Genomic DNA, 17,906 nt, shown 5'->3' with positions numbered 1-17,906 from the left:
TAGCTTTTTAATATAAATGGCAATAGCGGGCTATATAGGGTTTTATATCATTACAGGCCCGCTATTGATTTTAATACTGGCCGGATACTGGAAACTTTTTGAAAAAGCTGGTCGCCGGGGGTGGGAAGCACTGATCCCGGTTTACCATCTTTACATTATGCTTAAGTTGAGCCAGCGACCGTTGTGGCTCCTTTTGTTGCTTTTAATACCGGGCATAAACTTTATTATAAGTATCGGTATCCTTATTGATTTTATTAAATCGTTTGGCAAGGTGGGCATAGGGCAAATAACCATGTCGGTGCTGTTGCCGTTTATTTTTATCCCCAAGTGGGGCTTTGATAAAAACACCCGTTATGTTGGCCCGTCGGCAAGTGACGATTTCAGGGAAAAATACCGTGACCTTGATAAATCCCCACTAAGGGAATGGACGGAAGCCATTCTTTTCGCTGTAATTGCGGCAACGGTTATCCGCGGGCTTTTCCTCGAGGCTTTTACCATCCCTTCGTCATCTATGGAAAGCTCGCTAATGGTAGGCGATTTTTTATTTGTGAGCAAGATCAATTACGGTGCCCGCCTGCCCATTACCCCCATAGCATTTCCGTTTGCACATCACACTATGCCGCTCACCGGTACCAAATCCTATTGGGATGGAATTAAGCTGCCCTACTATCGATTGCCGGGTTTCAGCGAAGTAAAAAAGGGTGATGCGGTAGTGTTTAACTATCCAATGGATGCCGATTCGCCGTTTTACCGCCCTGTAGATAAGCAGGAAAATTATATCAAACGGTGCCAGGGCACGCCCGGCGATACCATAAAGCTGGAGTACGGCCAGGTATACGTAAATAACCGTTTGATAGCTAACCCGCCCAACGCAGAAATGGAATACCGGGTGCGTACAAATGGCTTGGGAGGAGGGTTTGGCCCTCATATGCGGTATGATCTTCACCTGGAAGATATTCAGCAATTTACCCGGGTTGATTTTACAGTAAACACAACGGCGGAGTCGGCCGAAAAACTAAAAACATATCCCTATATCAAGGCGGTGAAGCCCGATGTTAAGTTAAGAGGGGTGTATGATCATGAGGTTTTTCCGCATGATCCACGCTTTAGGTGGAACGAGGATAACCTGGGGCCAATTATTATTCCGCGAAGAGGCTGGACAGTTAAACTGGACAGTATCACCATGCCTTTTTACCGCCGGGCCATTGAGGTGTATGAAAATAATAAGGTGGAGGTTAAAGGGAACGCGGTTTTTATTAATGGGAGCAAGGCCGATAGTTATACCTTTAAAATGGATTATTATTGGATGATGGGCGATAACCGCCATAACTCTGAAGATTCGCGTTTTTGGGGCTTTGTCCCCGAAGACCATATTGTAGGTAAAGCCGTATTGGTATGGATGAGCTGGGATGCCAATTCGCCTTCATTTTGTAAAATAAGATGGGACAGGGTATTTAAGAGGATTGATTAGAGAGATGTGCAAATGTGCAAATTCCGGATGTGCAGATGAATGGTTTGATTGACATCTTTTAATTATTATTGAGGAGCGTAACATATAACGTGTAACATATATCTTATACATAAATATAAACATTAAAAAATCTGCACATTTGCACATCCGTAATCTGCACATTTAAAACAATCTGCACATTTGCACATCTGAAATTTGCACATCAAAAATATGAACTGGAAATTCTGGAAAAAGAAAGATTCAACTAAAGTAAAAAAGAAAAAAAGTGCGCTTCGTGAATGGGGCGATGCTATCATATTTGCAGTAATAGCCGCCACCCTTATCCGTACGCTGTTTATCGAGGCCTACGTTATCCCCAGCGGCTCGATGGAAAACTCACTTTTAATTGGCGACTACCTGTTTGTAAGCAAGGTTAATTATGGCGCAAGGATGCCTATAACGCCTGTTTCATTCCCGTTTATGCACCACACTACCCCTTTTGGTACCAAAGCCTATTGGGATGGCGTAAAATTGCCGTATTACCGTTTGCCGGGTTTGAGCGACATAAAAAAGCAGGATATCGTGGTTTTTAACGCGCCGATTGAGGCCGATTCTCCTTATTTCAGGCCGGTGGATAAGCGCGAAAACATTATCAAACGCTGCCAGGGTACTCCCGGGGATACCTTAAGCGTAGTTAATGGGCAGGTTTATATTAACGGCAAGGCCGCTCCAAATCCGGAAAGGGGAAAGGAAGGTTATTTTGTTGAAACCAACGGGCAGGAATTTAACCCGGCTATTTTGAACGAACTTAAGATAGACATCAGGGGCAATACCGGCAACCGTTATGAAATGATGATGGGAAAAGAATCGGCAGCTACTTTGAAAACTTATTCAAATGTAAAATCAATTGTGCCGGCTTTAACGCTTAAGGGTACCAGTGACCCGCTGAACCCGGTTTACCCTGCCAAGTACCCGCGTTATAAGATCACACCTAATTTTCCTGACTTTAAATGGAATGTTGACAACTACGGCCCAATCATTATCCCTAAAAAAGGCTGGACAGTTAAATTGGATAGCCTGACTTTCCCGGTTTACGGCCGCGCTATTGAAATTTATGAAAACAATAAGGTAAATGTTGTTGGCAAGGATATCATGATTAACGGAAAAAAAGCCGATACTTATACCTTTAAGCTCAACTATTATTTTATGATGGGCGATAACCGTCATAATTCGGAAGACTCGCGCTTTTGGGGTTTTGTTCCCGAAGATCACGTAGTAGGCAAAGCTTTATTTACCTGGATGAGTATTGACAGTACAGCCAGCTTCTTTGATAAAATAAGGTGGAACAGGTTGTTCAGGGGCATACATTAATTGAAAATATAAAAACACCAAAGTGAACGGAATAGGATTAATAATAGTATTTGTTCTTTTTATAGTACTGCCATTTGCAGGTTTATGGAAACTGTTTGAAAAGGCAGGGCGGCCAGGCTGGGAAGGCATTGTGCCACTCTACAACTTTTTCATCATCATTAAGTTAACTGGTAGGCCGGCGTGGTGGTTTATTATGCTGCTAATACCAGGCTTAAACTTTTTGATAGCGCTGGGCTTGATTGTTGATTTTTTAAAATCGTACGGAAAGTTCACTTTTGTTGAACATGTGCAGGGTGTGATCCTTCCGTTTATATATTTCCCTAAATGGGGCGGTGATAAGGATACCAAATATTTAGGCCAGTCGGCGAGCCCCGAGTTCAGGACTAAGTATAAGATTGCCCTAAAGAAAACCCAGGCACGTGAGTGGGCTGATGCCATCATTTTTGCGGTAATTGCTGCCACACTGATCCGCACGCTGTTTATTGAGGCTTATGTGATCCCCAGTGCTTCCATGGAGAGTTCATTGCTTATTGGCGATTACCTGTTTGTAAGCAAAGTGAACTATGGAGCGCGTTTACCTATGACCCCAGTTGCATTCCCTTTCGCACATCATACCATGCCGCTTATCAACACCAAAGCCTATTGGGATGGTATCGAATTACCATACTACCGCCTGCCTGGTTTAAGTGATATTAAAAAAGGCGATGTGGTAGTGTTCAATTACCCTATGGATGCCGATTCGCCTTATTTCAGGCCGGTTGATAAACGCGAAAACTATATCAAACGCTGCCAGGGTACCCCGGGCGATACGCTGAGTGTAGTTAAGGCCCAGGTATTTATAAATGGGAAAGCTGCTGTTACACCACCAAAAGGCGAGATCACCTATGATGTTAAAACAGATGGGAACGAGCTTAACCCGCAGATAGCAACGGATTTGCATTTGTCGGATATTTCATCGGTAAATAATACTGAGTTTATTACCAATACCACCGAGGAATCGGCAAAAGCACTGAGGGGATATTCAAACATCAAGTCAGTTACTCCGCGGCTAACTCCGCCGGGAGCGTCTGATCCGATGAACCCGGTTTACCCTGCCATTTTCTCCAACTACAAAATAGGAGCTAACACTCCCGACTATAAATGGAATGTAGACAACTTCGGGCCTGTCATTGTACCTAAAAAGGGCTGGACAGTAAAGCTGGATAGTTTAACTTTCCCCATCTACGGTCGTGCGATAGCCGTATATGAAGGCAACAAGGTTGAAGTGAGCGGTAAAGACATCCTGATCAATGGCAAAAAAGCTGATAGCTATACCTTTAAACTCAACTACTATTTTATGATGGGCGATAACCGTCATAACTCAGAAGATTCACGTTTCTGGGGCTTTGTTCCTGAAGATCATATTGTGGGTAAAGCGCTGTTTATTTGGATGAGTGTTGACGACAATGCATCGTTCATCCACAAGATCCGCTGGAGCAGGTTGTTTAATCTGATCCATTAGCCCCTAACCCCCTGAAGGGGGGAATTAAAGTGAGAAGCCTGTTTTGCTTAGCAAAACAGGCTTCTCACTTTAATAAAATCACTGCCGCGGGCTTTCAGCCCGTGGTTTAGCATGGTTTCAGCTTTCAGCTGAAGCTCCGTAAGCTGAAAGCTTACTTTGTGGTTGCCACGGGTTACGCTGCGCTAAACCCGCGGTAGCGGGCTAATATTGAACCTTTCCGCCAATTTATTCAAATCTTCAACAACGGCATCAACTAATGGTATACCGTTGGCCATCCTGTCAGTTTCTGCTTTCAGTTCGGGCTCGCCGGGGATAATAACTTTTTGATCAGGATCAACCGTGGCCGAGGATTTAAACCGTTCTACCCAGTTATCTAAATGATCTTTAAACTCATCTACCGGCCGAAAGCCATCAATGCGCATAGCACCTAAAAAATGCCCTATGCCTGCACCAACGGGATCATTCGGCGGATCAAGAAAGGCCACGAACGGCGGTACCCATGGACCGTAATTGGCACCTGATAATACTGCGGATAAAATATCAACGGTCGCGCTCAAACCAAAACCTTTATGACTGCCATGGTCGCGGTCGCTGCCGAGGGGTAGGAGAGAGCCGCCGGTTTTTAGCGCATGCGGATCGGTAGTGTAATTGCCTTCTTTATCCTGGATCCAGCCTTCGGGAACCTGCTTGCCTAAGCGCTGGGCTATTTCCAGTTTACCGTTAGCAGCGGCTGAGGTGGCCATATCAACAATTACCGGGGGATATTTTCCTGCCGGAAAAGCATAACACATAGGGTTAGTACCCAAAAGCCGTTCACTGGAAAACGTGGGCGCTACCAGCGGGCTGGCATTGGTCATGGCAAAACCGATCATATTTTTCTCCACAGCCATCAACGCATGATAACCGGCAATACCAAAATGGTTGGAGTTACGTACTGATATCCAACCCGAGCCGTATAGCTCAGCTTTTTTAATGGCTACCTCCATGGCAAAGGGGGCTATTACTAAACCAAACCCTGCATCGCCATCTACAGTGGCTGTTGTGGGCGTTTCATGCACTATCCGGATGTTGGGCGTAGGATTAATGCGTTTCTTCTCCCACAGGCGTACATAACCGCTCAGGCGGGCCACGCCATGCGAGTCGATACCACGGAGATCGGATTTGAGCAGCACGTCGGCGGCTAATACCGCATGTTCATGGCTGCAGCCAATAGCTTTGAATATATTTTCGGTAAATGTGCGTAGAGTGGATGGCGATATCAACATACGGCAAAGATAACCGTTGATTTTTAAAATGATTACGCTGATTTCGCTGATGAGGAACCTTGATATAACTGATTTGAGGATTGCCTGATATTAATTTACTGGCGGTAATATTCTGATGTTAAATTTGCGTTAGGGATAGAAGCGGATACCGGCCAAGTGGCTAAGGCCCTGTGTAGTATGAGCGGATAGCCCGGGCCGAAGGTAACGCCATAATTAGTAAAAAAACCTTTTGAGTTAGGCACCAGTGAGCCATATCCCACAGGCAGCCACACAACACTTGCGCCAAAAGAGAGATATAAGATGAACTTCCGCTAATCTCCAATCACCAACCTCTAATCTCTACCTTCAAGCCATCGCAAACTCGGGCTTTACTTCGCTCAGGTGTTTGTTGTACCAGTTGGTACTGTTATATCCGGCGTTTATTTCGTAGACCTCGGGTTTTAGTTTCAGCAGGTTAAGGATATCCTGGCATGAAAAACGGTTACAAACCGGGTACAGCTCTTTAAATACACGCTCGATAAAATAAAAATCTTCGGGGTGGTCGAGTGCAAAACGGTGCGACATGGAATAATCCAGGCCGGTTTCCCAGGTTACGTTGCCGATGTTAAAAATAAGCGGATTTTCATAGATGTAGGGCGAGGTATGCTCCAGATCATGGGGGCGACCGGCATTTTCCCAGGCTTGTTTGAGGCAGGCCATGGTCATTACTTCTACATCATTACCGTCGGGATAGGTGGCCGGGTACAGGTTGCTTACATAATCAAACTTTTGCCTGTTGCTGAAAAAATATTCAAGTACTTTATCAACGATCCGCGGATCGATGAGTGGGCAATCAGCGGGGATTTTTACCACTACGTCGGCATGGAAAAATTTGGCGGCCTGGTAATGCCTGTCTAACAAATTGCCAAGGCTGCCGCGATAGCAGGGAATGTTAAGGTTTTCGGCCTCTTGTGCAATAACATCATCTCCAGCACCTTCCGAGGTGGCAATGACAATGCTGGCCTGGTGCTGGATCATATCCAACCGTTCAACCATACGCGCTAACAAACTTTTACCCAATATAGGCAGCATTACTTTGCCATATAAACGACTTGATGCCATGCGGGCCGGCACAATGATCACTACATGCTCATCCATCTTTTCCGAAAATTTGAGGTTTATCAAAAACATTAACCGGGTTAAATGTATAATGGTAAGGTTTAAATATGGAGAAGTTTACATTATCAAATTGTTAACCTGTAGGTTGATCTGCAAAAAATAAAACCCGGCACAATGGCCGGGCCTTACAACACAGGTATAGGTTATTTAATAATAGTAAACGTTGGTTTGAATATCTGCACTTAGTTTTTTATCGTCGGTAGCTGCTTTAATACCTTGCAGCCACACGGTATATACAGAACCAGCCCGAAGGTTAACATTGGTAAGGCTGGCTAATACCGTAGTGGTGCCTTTTTGGCGAATGTTAAGCGTGTAGGTAACATTTCCTTTAATAGTCACAAAATCAGATACCTGCTTGTAAGCTTTATTTGATGCCAGAACCGAATCCTTTGAAGTAACCAGGTCAACCGTACCTGCATCGGCGCTGAGGTTTGCCAAACGGATACTGGCCATCCCGGCGGCCGGCTGAACGATAGAATCGGCAACGAAAATTACATCGCGTTTGCCTGCTGTGTTGGCAAGGTATACCGAGTAAAGTTTTTTAGCTACGAGGGTGATGGTATCGTCTGCAACTTTTTGCTTTGTGCCCGAAACATAAAAGGTCGCTGTTCTTTTACCGGGATAAGCATTAATGTAATCTATACCATGACCGTAACGAATTGGAAAATTGTTCGCCCTGTTGGGCTCAAGATAAAAATCAACCGGATCAGAATCGGGCGAGGCATTGATGACTGAAACAAGTGCCACCGGCGGCTGAACATAGTTGTTGTGATCTTTTAAACACGAGCTGAGTGTTGCTGCCAGCAAACACACCATCCCGATCATGCCTGCCCGCCTTGTTAATTTTTGCTGAACTGTTTTCATAAAATAAAATATTGGTAGTAAACTGATATTTTAACTTTACGTAACCAGCAGGCATTACGCTACTTTGGATTAAAAATTTTAACCCCGGTGTGATTAGCATAAATACGTTTGTGTTTTTGTTTTAGTATAATGTTTTACATAAAAGCTAAAAGCACAATGCGTAAGGCTTAAAGCGTAGTCGATAATTATTTAACTATTGACTGTTTGTTATAAAAGAGGTTGTTAAGTATAGTTTTATCTATAGCGCTTACTTTTCCAGTTGTTCATCAATCAGGTGCTGTAGTTCATCCTTGAATTTGTCATCAAGCTTGATGTTTTCGGCAATAGGCTCATGGAACATATTTTTGATCATGCGGTTAATAGCGGTACTTTGTTGCTGAAATACCCTGCAAACCTGGCAGCCCGCCAGGTGGATCTTTAATTCCAGTTTTTCGCGGAGGGAGATCTTTCCTATTTCCTGTTTTTCAATCAGGTAAGTAGCTTTTTTGCAGTTATAGGCTATTTTAGTTAATTCGTCCATATCCGATATTTTAAATCCAGTTTTTTTGAAGGCATTCTCTCAGGCTCAGTTTGGCGCGGTGGATGATTACCCAAAAATTAGAGGGTGTAATCCGAAGGTCGCTGCAAATGGTGTCGGTAGACTCATCATCGAGATGTTTCATTGTGAAAACTGAGAGCCAGAGCGATGGAAGCTTTTTCAGGCATTTCTGTAGTATCAGCTCAAATTCTTTGCTTTCGAGTAGGTCGGGTTGTTCAATACCAAACTCTGCAGGCCTGTGATCGGGTTTCCAGTTGTGGGCATCGGGTTCAAAAAAATCGTCTGTTTCATATTCAGCGAATGTTACCGCAGGTTCTTTAACAAAAGCGGATGCTTTTTTGCGGTAAATATCAATAATCTTGTTTTTGAGTATGGCGGTAAGCCATGTACGTTCGGTGCTTTTGCCCTCAAATTTTTGTAACCGCTCAAGAGCGGCCAAAAAGGTTTCCTGTACAAGATCGCGGGCTAATTCTTCGTCGTTAATGCGGGTAAGGGTATACTTGTAAAGATAGTCGGCATGGCGCGTTACCCAGGCGCGGGGCTCGGTGCTGTTATCAAGGTTAAGATTGGTGCTGTTTTGGCTTTGCATAAATCAATGTGGTGGTAATGGTTTGTGTAAAAGTTTATAGCCCATATTGTATTACTGTTTTGATTTGTGCATTAGTCGGGCAGGGGAGGGAATCCTTACAAACTTTTTTATATTTTTCTGAACCAGGGCTTAATGAAAGGAGATGTTTGTAAGATTTGTTAATATCTAATATTCCGGTTCAAACTAAATGCAGACAAATAAATGACAGAATAATCGGCTATCGACTGTAAGGTTCTTCGTATATCTACGACTAAAGGGGTATGAAAAAGATAAATCTGTTTATTATACCATTGATATTATTGGCCTTGAGTGCCTGCAGTCAAAGTACTCCGCATGCCGATAAAACCGTTGATACAAAAACATATCCGCAAGCTAAGCCGGCCAGCTACTGGAAACAGGTATTAACGCCCGAAGCTTATGAGATCCTGGTAAATAAAGGCACGGAACAACCCTATCATAACCCTTATTGGAATAACCACGAAAAAGGGATATATGTAAGTGCAGCTACCGGTAAGCCATTATTTAGTTCAGATTCAAAATTTGAATCGGGCACAGGCTGGCCAAGTTTTTTTAAACCTATCGATCCAAAAGCGATTAAAATTGTTAAAGATACATCGTACGGAATGGTACGTGAAGAGGTTGTTGAAGCCAGCACAGGTTTACATCTTGGCCACGTTTTTAATGATGGTCCGGCACCTACCGGTAAACGTTATTGTATGGATTCATATGCTTTCAAGTTTGTTCCGGCTAAATAATAAACCATTAAATTAAAAAGATCATGTTAATGAAAAAATTGAATGTATGCCTGCTTGGCCTGCTGATATTGGTTGGCTGCGCCGATGCGCAAACCGGCGGAAACGGTTTTGCAAGCCTGCCTGCCCCAAAGGCGGACGAAAAGGTTGCTACTTTTGCGGGTGGTTGTTTCTGGAGCCTTTCGGAAGGTTTGTACGAGCTGAAGGGCGTTAATAAGGTAGTAGCAGGATACTCGGGCGGCACAACTAAAAATCCAACATACGAGGATGTATGCGGCAAAAATACCGGCCATGCCGAATCAGTACAGGTATACTACAACCCTGCTGAAATAAGCTATGCTGCTTTGGCCGAGGCTTTCTTTTATGCCCATGACCCAACTACTGTTGACAGGCAGGGCCCGGATGTGGGCGACGACTACCGCTCAGTAGCCTTTTACCGGACACCGGAAGAAAAGAAAACTTTAGAAAGTGTAATAGCTAAAGTTAATACTACACATCACTACAGTAGCCCTATTGTTACACAGGTAGTTCCGTTTAAAGTATTATATCCTGCCGAAAATTATCACCAGGGATATTACAGACAGCATATGAATAGCCCCTATATCGCCCATGTTTCGGTACCTAAAGTATTGAAACTGCGTAAAGCTATGAACAACTTGCTGAAGCCCGAGTTTCAGCATAAAGATCCGAGTTAAGGGTGATGTGAGGCCTCGGAATCCAAACTTACGAAGTTTTTAGAACTTCGTAAGTCTTCAGTTTTTTCATCCGCCGGTTGTTTAAGAATAAAGCATTGGTCACCAGCAAAAAAAGGCGAAAAGTAACAAAACCTTTCGCCTTTTCCTTTTAACCCTTCCTCTATCTATTGATTACAGATCGTTTTTAATTTTTGATTATAATCAGGATTTAGCGGTTCATTGGTTTGAGCCAGGCGCTGCGAACCCACATTGGCCGGACAGGCAATGCCATTAGGCCCGTCGTAAACCAAACCGGGTTTTGTGCTGAGAAGTTCTTTTGGCACGTAGATCTGTACAGTGGTTTTTGAATAGCTATGCGGATAAAACCGGATGTAATATCCATCAGGGTGTAATGACCATATGCCTGACGGTACCGCCGGATCAGGCGCCGGAGCCAAACCGGCTAACATGGCATACTTTTCCATCTCTTCGTAAGATGAATTACCAGAGGCTGCTAATCGGCGGATATTGTTTTCAGCCTCAAAAACACTTTGAACCGCAGGCGGCAATTGGCTTTTAGCTTTATCCATTACACTGGCGGGCAATACACCAAGCGCACCGCCTTCCAGCATTAACAGTTCATTAGCTGATAGTAGCCTGGTCGCGGTAAGCTTAATATCGGACCCCATATCAACAAACCTGGTGCGTGCAATAATCGACCATAATAATATCTGGATGCTATGCTGGTCAACCTCGGGATGAGTTTCAGCATGTTTTAATATCAGTATCACCACATCGCGCTTTGGCCCAAGCACCGGGGCAAGCATATAACCATCGCCTGTACTGGGGCCACGGGTACCCGCATGCAGACAATAGCTTTTGCTGGTCATTTCATAAAAACCGGCGCAAAGCTTAAAGCCGCCCCCGGGTGCTTTTGGCAAAAGGTATAAAGGCTCGGCCACCTGCCCTTCCATAAACGATGGTGGTTTGGAGCCTGCCTTGTTAACGTCATTAAAACTGGTGGTAATGGCCTGCGGCTGTTTCAGCAATTTATTAAGGCTGCCGCCCGATACCATATCGGCTCCTTTATCCAATATGGCTTTCCCAAAACCGCCAAACTGAGCTTGTACAGCAGTGCTGCAAAATAGGCAGATACCCAGACAAATGATAAGATGTTTTTTGAAGTTTTTCAAAGATAATAGGAATATTAGTGTAGGGAGCAGGAGTTTTTTATGTTTCATATAGATATAGTGTTTAAGTTTCAATTGCAAGAAACAAAAAATACTATAAACTGTTTGTTGATTTTATTCACAATTGTTATACAATAGTTAAAATATTTATTAATGGAGGCAAAACGGAACGTCTTTAATTAAAGGTGTTTGCTCGGCTGTTTATTTCAACTCAAGTTCCATTTGGATATTGGCGCGTTCATATGGTGAAGGCCTGCCCGCTATTTTTACAAAACCCAGTTTATGATACAGGCTGATAGCCGGCTTTAAGATAGTATTACTTTCCAGGTATAGTTTATCGGCGCCAAGCGCTTTCGCTTTTTCAATTATAGCCTGTCCGAGCAAAAAGCCGATATTTTTTCCCTGTGCCTTTGGCGAAACAGCCATTTTAGCCAGTTCGTAGTCATAATCGGGATCGTTCATTTTCAATAAGGCACATACACCAACAGGTTCGTTATTGTAAAGTGCAACCAGTATGTGGCCATCATTGTTAATGATGTAACTATCGGCATTATCAAGGGCCTTATAATCGGCCTCTTCCATTACAAAGTATTTGGAGATCCATTCTTCATTCAATGCTTTAAAAGCCTGCGTATATTGAGGTTCATAAGGCACGATGTGTACTTTATTGCTCTCCCTTATTTTTTGATGTGCTTGTACCCGGCGCAACAATGATTTTTGTTCCAGCAGGTATTCCCATTCTTCAATAGCCTTCCATAGGTCATGATTCGCCTGGGCTAAAAGTTCTTCAACGGCATTAGTCACATCTGCATACTGGTCCTGGATTTTTTTTCCAACCTCAATCCCTTTCGCCGACAGGCTCACCATATTACGCCGGCCATCGGTTTTATCTTTTTTCTCGGTAACAAAACCGCTCTTTACCATTTCCGCGATGATCTTGCTTACAGAGGGGTGGGAGTGACCAATCTCCCTGGCGATTGAGGTAATTGTAAATTCACCACCATCCTGCAATACATAAAAAACCGGGAACCATTTAGGCTGGAAATCGATATCATATAATTTGTAGATCCGCGCAGCGTCTTCAACCATGGTTTCGGTAAGCATCCTTAACCTGCTGCCTATCGCCATTTTGCCTACTTTATTGAAAAATTCCATATAATTAGTAACTAATTATGTAACTGATTACGCAAATATATGATCGCATTTTAAAAATCACAATGGTAAACTATAGATTAGTGTCATCTGCAATTCATAAAAACCTATAAAAAGCAAAAGCCGGAGTCAGACACCCGGCTTTGAATTATAAAAGTTTTAAATATTATGCTAATGCTTTACCCATTAAAGGATCGCTGTAGCCCGGTTTCCCTGTTTCCACACGGCCTGCGAAACGTTTTGCAAAACTATCAAATCCCTCAACCTTTGTGCTGAAATCATACCAGCCATGGGTTTTGGATAAGTTTAATATAATAGATATGCTGGCGGCGGCTTTTACAGTAACTTTATGATCACCGGCTTTATAACCATGATCTGTTACAGCTATAGTTTGGGCTTTATTGGTATGGTTGATCAATTTCAATGTAACGTTGCCTGTTAATTTCCCTGCAACCTGTTCATATTCACAAACAATATCAACTAACGGATCGGCGGCGTTGCCTTTATACTCGCGGAAAAAGCCGTTAGGGCCATAGGTGCGTAAATGGTATTCGCTGTTTTCAAACTCATGTAAAGGCCAAACATCCGCCAGTGTATCACCGGCTTTAACGGTATAGGTCCAGGTGCGCAGGTCTTCCATTTTTTGCGGATCATTCATCGTGGCGTATTTGCCAGGGGCATATACGTTAAAAGGTGAGCCTAATGCTTTTGCGCCAAAGGCTTTGTTACTCGCAGTAAATTTGATTTCGAATGATTTTTTATCGGCACTCAGTTTGCCATCTGCATAAAGCTGGTAAGGCAATGCGGATGATGGCTTAATCCCTTTCTCTTGCTGGGGCATGTACGGTGATGAATGTGGATCTTTATTGATCTGCGCAATTTCATCTGCAGTAAGCAGCTTATAGTCCGAAGGGAGTTTTTTGAATTGAGCTTTGTGGATGCTTTCTAAAAATGCTTCCCTTGCAACAAATTCCGGGCTTTCGATCTTTTCGCCATTATAAGGGCGGAAAACACTTGAAAGATCACCACAAATCGTACGGCGCCATTCGCTGATATTAGGCTCGGTTACCTTTTTACCGGTTTTGTGACTTAAAAAGTTCTCTAAAAATTGCAATGTCGAGGTATGATCAAACACTTCGGAGTTTACCCAACCGCCGCGGCTCCATGGTGAAGCTATTACTAATGGTACACGGAAACCCAAGCCTATCGGGCTTTCACGATCAAACACTTCCGGGAAGTTGTTGCGTACTTTTTCCTGTTCTAATGTAACGAATTCAACGCTTGGGTCGATACCTTCCGACACTTTACCGGTGCCCGGTTTATGCGGATTAGGTGCGGTGAAAGGAGGGACGTGGTCAAAGTAACCATCATTTTCGTCATAAGCTAAAATGAAAACTGTCTTTTTCCAAACTTCAGGGTTTTGGGTAAGGATGTCCAGTACCTCAGATACGTACCACGCGCCATACCAGGCCGAACTTGGGTGATCAGAAAAATGTTCAGGGGCCGACAGCCAGCTTACAGTTGGTAACTGGCCGCTTTTTACATCAGCACGGAACTGGTGCAGCACATCACCTTTGGGCACCAATACCTCACGCTCGGTACCGTCATCATTATATTTCAGCGGGCTCAAAGTACGATAGTGCGGATCATTGGTGTTGGTTACAAAACCTTTCTGGTGTAGGTTCTTTTCGCGCTGCGACAGGCTGGCAAACTTATTAGGATCGAGGTTTGCCATGTCCTTTTTGGTATTCTCCAGGTCGCGCTGTTTTTGTTTAAGCTGTTTTTGCAGGTGATCAATATGGGCATCGCCGGCAGGTAGAGCTGCAATTTGTTTTTCAAGGGCTGCTATCTCATCAGGTAAAACAGTTGATTTTTTTTGCAGATGGGCGATGTGTTTATCATAAAGTTTAATGTTGTACTGGCCAAAAAATTCCAGCGGGTTATCCTGGAAATTTGATAACCATGGATCTTCTTCACCCTCTAAACCGGTATCAATGGCAATTTCGTTTTGGTAATGTTTCCATGATATATTATGATCCTCCAAACGCTCAGGGAAGGTAGCCCAGTTGAGGCTGCCATAATCCATATCGTCATTCCAAACGTGTGCAAGTGAATTTTCATGCTGCTCGGCACGGATAGTACCGCTCCAGAAATATAACCTGTTGGGGTTGGTGCCGGTTAGTGATGAGCAAAAGTTCTGGTCGCAAACGGTAAAGGCATCGGCCAGGGCATAGTAAAATGGGATATCCTCGCGATTGTGGAAACCCATAGTTAAAGGCATGTTGGAATATTCCTTAATACCGTTACGTTTAACGTTAAGCCATTGGTCAAACTTGCCATCGTTACGGGCATTAACCTGGTTGCTCCATGAATGCGGAAGCGAGCTCATCCAGGTTGCTTTGGTGTTCTTGATGTCAAGGTGGAAAGGGGCATAAGTTTCGCCTTTTTTGTTTGATTGCAGCCAAACCTTGTTTTTGTTCGGCAGATCAATAGCGCGAGGGTCATTATAACCACGTACCCCTTTCAGCATCCCGTAGGTATGATCAAACGAACGGTTTTCCTGCATCAGGATCACAATGTGCTCGGCGTCCAGGTAAGTGCTGCCCGGTGCGGGGTTAATGGCCATTGCTTTTTGAATAGATTCGGGTAAAATGCTGGCGAGGCCGGCCGCTCCGGTTAATAAGGCTGCTTTTTTTAAAAAATCTCTCCTTGAATCAGACATGTTTTTGTTGTTAGTCGATGGTCCATAGACGATAGACCATGGTTATTTATTCTTAGTTCACGGTCGATAGACCATGGTTATTTTATTGAAAACCAAGATATACAGTTTTTTCCATCCATGGACTATCGACCATGGACTATGGGCTAAAAATGCTAATTATCCTTCCGCCTGGCAATCTCGTGCTCGCATAGGCCAAATGATAGTGTCATGCCATTGCCGCCAAGACCGTTGATGAGGGTTACCCCCGGCTCAATGTCGACGATAAGCTCGTACGCGCCATTGGTCATTTTGGGGTAGATGCCGTGCCATGACTGCAGCATTTTCCAGTCCTTAAAATTGGCGAACGTATGTAAGTATTCAATTATCAAATTATTAATAAATTCTTTATCGAAGGGATCATGAACCAAACCATATTCGTGCGAATCGCCGATAGTAAGCTCGCCGCTGCCGTTTTGTGATACCATAACATGGATGCCCCATTTCAAGTGGGTAGTATATTGCTCTTCATAGCGTTTACGCAAAGCAGGCAACGAAGCTGCAGCCTGGAAACCCGGGTAATGGATCATAGACAAGCCACCACATAGCGACGGACCTATGCGCCATTCATTGGGTTGGGTAACCAGACGCATCATTTGGAGCTTACATTTGGTGATCTGCGTTTGCGAGAATAGTTCCGGATATAAAGTTTCAAAATCGGCACCGCTGCAAACATAGATCTCGTCGGCTTCCCAGCTTTGGGTGCCTGAGCTAACTTTGGGATGTTGGACCCGGCTGATAGCAGTGTTCCAGTGAAATTCGACACCAAATTTTTCGGCAAGATAAGTTGCCACCTGCCCCATGGCTACCCGCGATTCAACAATCATTTCCTCGCCGCTCCACAGGGCGCCTTTCAAGCCATCGGGATTAATTGCCGGCGATTTTGAAACAGCTTCGCCCGGAGTTAGCACAGCGCAATCACGGTATTGCTTGTTTACATCGACATATTCTTCAATCACCTGCAATTCATCATCATGATACGCAAGGTGTAAGGAGCCAACTTCATTATGCCAGATGTTTGCTTCAGCACAAACTGTTTTCCAGATACTTTTTGACAGCATGGCGCGCTCAAACATGGGCCCGGTAGCCTGGCCTATCGGCCATACCATACCAAAGTTCCGGATGGAAGCACCCACCGCGCGTTCATTGCGCTCAAACACCGCTACCTTATAGCCGCGAATGGCCAAAGCGCGGGCAGTAGCTAAACCTACAATGCCTGCGCCTATGATTATTGCACTTTTGTTATTGTTCATTGGTTCAATAGTTCATTGGTTCATTGGTTTGAATTGTTCAAACCTCAATTGATTTAATTGGCTGGATTGAAAGTTAGAGTTTGTTGCTCATCAGTTTCATCTGCAATTATCTTTTTTTTATCACGGGCAGCGCTTTGCAAAAAATAAATGAGCGATAATGTGCCGCAAATACCGCCAACCAGGGCTACTATCATCACGCCTTCCTGAAAAAAGGCTCCCCAGCTTATTGAGGGGCGACCAAGTTCTTTTACCAATAAGACGCTTACGCTGCCCAGGTATCCCATCGAATCGGCAATGTACATGATAAAGCCTACATTGCTTTTATAGTGGAATGAGGCTATCATCCGTTCAAAAAATATGGCATTATAAGGTACATAGCCCATGTAAAGCCCCAGGCCAACGCAGGTCATCCATAAGGTTGGGCCTATCATTTTAAAGGAAAACATGATGGTTGATATACCTACCAGCACGCAACCGGCAATGATCATTAAATGGATGATACTAAAAGCACGGAGGTTTTTTCGTACAAGGATCAGTAAACTCATGGCGACTAAAACTACCAGCGAAATTTTAATATCAGTAGTAGTAAAAATGCTGTTATCCTTTATGCCCAGGCTGGCCCAGATCTCAACCTCAAAATTATCACGCACATCGCGCATGATTGTGAGCAATACATAAACGATAAGGGTAAGGATAATACCCGGTAAAAAGCGGATAACAAATTGCTTACGCTCGGCGCCGTTCATTGGGGTACGTTCGGAGCGTAAACTTATGTCTTCGGCGGTAGGTGCGGGGATAAGCTCCATACAACCTACAAAAAATAACAGTGGCAGTGCAAATACCGCCCCTGTTAAAAAAGGCATATAGTATTCGTTTACATGGAAACCGGTTATTAAGGTACGTCCGGTTGTTTTTACAAAGCCCGATGCAAAAATGAGGCTGATAGATAATACCGAGGCCATGAACTCCGTTGAGCGGCGGCCTTCCAGATAACCAAAAACCAATCCCCAGATCAGGCCCAACGGGAAGCCGTTTATAAAGAGGAAGACGATGTTCCACGGAGCGGGTACAAAAGCAAAGGCCAGCAGCGCCGCCCAGGCAATCCCTATAAGGGTTAAAATATAGCGGGCGCGGGTTTTGCTGTTAACTTCGGCTATAAATTTTATGCCGTAAAACTTGCTGCTCATATAACCAATAACCTGTGCTATAACCAGCCAAACCTTATAATCAACATGAAAATACTCATGACCTGTGAAAGTTGCCGCTGCAAATGCCTTACGGAAAGCATACATGGATGTATACGTTCCAAAAGCTGACACTGCTGCCAAAACTGAAATCAGTGCATAAGGCAATTGGGCTACTTTTGCACGTAAACTTTCAATCAGCCTCAT

General features: G+C 44.0%; 15 protein-coding genes. 5 read left to right on the top strand and 10 right to left on the bottom strand.

Annotated elements, in window-relative coordinates; all coding sequences use genetic code 11:
* Positions 1–16 precede the first annotated feature (16 nt).
* The 3 genes from lepB (MusilaSJ_RS11445) to lepB (MusilaSJ_RS11435) all read left to right on the top strand — a co-directional run bounded on the left by lepB (MusilaSJ_RS11445) (position 17) and on the right by lepB (MusilaSJ_RS11435) (position 4,322).
* Positions 17–1,471, top strand: a complete 1,455-nt coding sequence (gene lepB / locus MusilaSJ_RS11445) for a signal peptidase I (RefSeq protein WP_274990067.1) — start codon at positions 17–19, stop codon at positions 1,469–1,471.
* Between the two features lie 210 nt (positions 1,472–1,681).
* Positions 1,682–2,821: a signal peptidase I gene (lepB, locus tag MusilaSJ_RS11440; protein ID WP_274990066.1), complete on the top strand. Its 1,140-nt coding sequence runs from the start codon at positions 1,682–1,684 to the stop codon at positions 2,819–2,821.
* Between the two features lie 22 nt (positions 2,822–2,843).
* The gene (gene lepB, locus MusilaSJ_RS11435; RefSeq protein ID WP_274990065.1) at positions 2,844–4,322 is read left to right on the top strand and encodes a signal peptidase I; all 1,479 of its coding nucleotides are present in this window, start codon (positions 2,844–2,846) and stop codon (positions 4,320–4,322) included.
* Positions 4,323–4,504: 182 nt separating this feature from the next.
* Here the strand turns inward: lepB (MusilaSJ_RS11435) and MusilaSJ_RS11430 are convergent, their stop codons facing one another.
* From MusilaSJ_RS11430 to MusilaSJ_RS11410, 5 genes are all read right to left on the bottom strand, one after another.
* A complete protein-coding gene (locus MusilaSJ_RS11430) occupies positions 4,505–5,587 on the bottom strand; it encodes an Ldh family oxidoreductase (protein WP_274990064.1) in 1,083 nt (360 codons plus the stop codon).
* Positions 5,588–5,932: 345 nt separating this feature from the next.
* Complete coding sequence (locus MusilaSJ_RS11425; protein ID WP_274990063.1) at positions 5,933–6,757, bottom strand: cytidylyltransferase domain-containing protein; 825 nt, start codon at positions 6,755–6,757, stop codon at positions 5,933–5,935.
* A gap of 135 nt (positions 6,758–6,892) precedes the next feature.
* Positions 6,893–7,609 (bottom strand): DUF4397 domain-containing protein, encoded by a 717-nt coding sequence (locus MusilaSJ_RS11420; RefSeq protein WP_274990062.1) that lies wholly within the window; start codon positions 7,607–7,609, stop codon positions 6,893–6,895.
* Between the two features lie 247 nt (positions 7,610–7,856).
* Positions 7,857–8,129: a hypothetical protein gene (locus MusilaSJ_RS11415; protein ID WP_274990061.1), complete on the bottom strand. Its 273-nt coding sequence runs from the start codon at positions 8,127–8,129 to the stop codon at positions 7,857–7,859.
* Between the two features lie 10 nt (positions 8,130–8,139).
* Positions 8,140–8,736, bottom strand: coding sequence for a sigma-70 family RNA polymerase sigma factor (locus MusilaSJ_RS11410; RefSeq protein ID WP_274990060.1), 597 nt, complete (start codon positions 8,734–8,736; stop codon positions 8,140–8,142).
* A 260-nt stretch (positions 8,737–8,996) separates the two neighbouring features.
* Between MusilaSJ_RS11410 and msrB the strand changes: the two genes are divergently transcribed.
* Together msrB and msrA are read left to right on the top strand one after the other, a co-directional pair.
* Positions 8,997–9,491 carry a peptide-methionine (R)-S-oxide reductase MsrB gene (gene msrB, locus MusilaSJ_RS11405; RefSeq protein ID WP_274990059.1) on the top strand — a complete coding sequence of 165 codons (495 nt, stop codon included), beginning with the start codon at positions 8,997–8,999 and terminating at the stop codon, positions 9,489–9,491.
* 29 nt (positions 9,492–9,520) lie between these two features.
* Complete coding sequence (msrA, locus tag MusilaSJ_RS11400; protein WP_274990058.1) at positions 9,521–10,183, top strand: peptide-methionine (S)-S-oxide reductase MsrA; 663 nt, start codon at positions 9,521–9,523, stop codon at positions 10,181–10,183.
* Between the two features lie 164 nt (positions 10,184–10,347).
* Here the strand turns inward: msrA and MusilaSJ_RS11395 are convergent, their stop codons facing one another.
* The 5 genes from MusilaSJ_RS11395 to MusilaSJ_RS11375 form a co-directional block, all read right to left on the bottom strand.
* Positions 10,348–11,403: a hypothetical protein gene (locus MusilaSJ_RS11395; RefSeq protein WP_274990057.1), complete on the bottom strand. Its 1,056-nt coding sequence runs from the start codon at positions 11,401–11,403 to the stop codon at positions 10,348–10,350.
* A 150-nt stretch (positions 11,404–11,553) separates the two neighbouring features.
* Entirely contained in the window at positions 11,554–12,507 is a 954-nt protein-coding gene (locus MusilaSJ_RS11390; RefSeq protein ID WP_274990056.1) for a bifunctional helix-turn-helix transcriptional regulator/GNAT family N-acetyltransferase, read from the bottom strand.
* A 163-nt stretch (positions 12,508–12,670) separates the two neighbouring features.
* On the bottom strand, positions 12,671–15,226 hold the full coding sequence (locus tag MusilaSJ_RS11385; protein WP_274990055.1) for a phosphocholine-specific phospholipase C: 2,556 nt from the start codon (positions 15,224–15,226) through the stop codon (positions 12,671–12,673).
* Between the two features lie 152 nt (positions 15,227–15,378).
* On the bottom strand, positions 15,379–16,515 hold the full coding sequence (locus tag MusilaSJ_RS11380; protein ID WP_274990054.1) for a TIGR03364 family FAD-dependent oxidoreductase: 1,137 nt from the start codon (positions 16,513–16,515) through the stop codon (positions 15,379–15,381).
* A gap of 53 nt (positions 16,516–16,568) precedes the next feature.
* Positions 16,569–17,906: a DUF5690 family protein gene (locus tag MusilaSJ_RS11375; protein ID WP_274990053.1), complete on the bottom strand. Its 1,338-nt coding sequence runs from the start codon at positions 17,904–17,906 to the stop codon at positions 16,569–16,571.

Origin of the sequence: Mucilaginibacter sp. SJ (genome assembly GCF_028993635.1) — a bacterium.
Classification (GTDB): Bacteria; Bacteroidota; Bacteroidia; order Sphingobacteriales; family Sphingobacteriaceae; genus Mucilaginibacter.
This window is presented reverse-complemented; position numbering and strand designations above follow the sequence as displayed.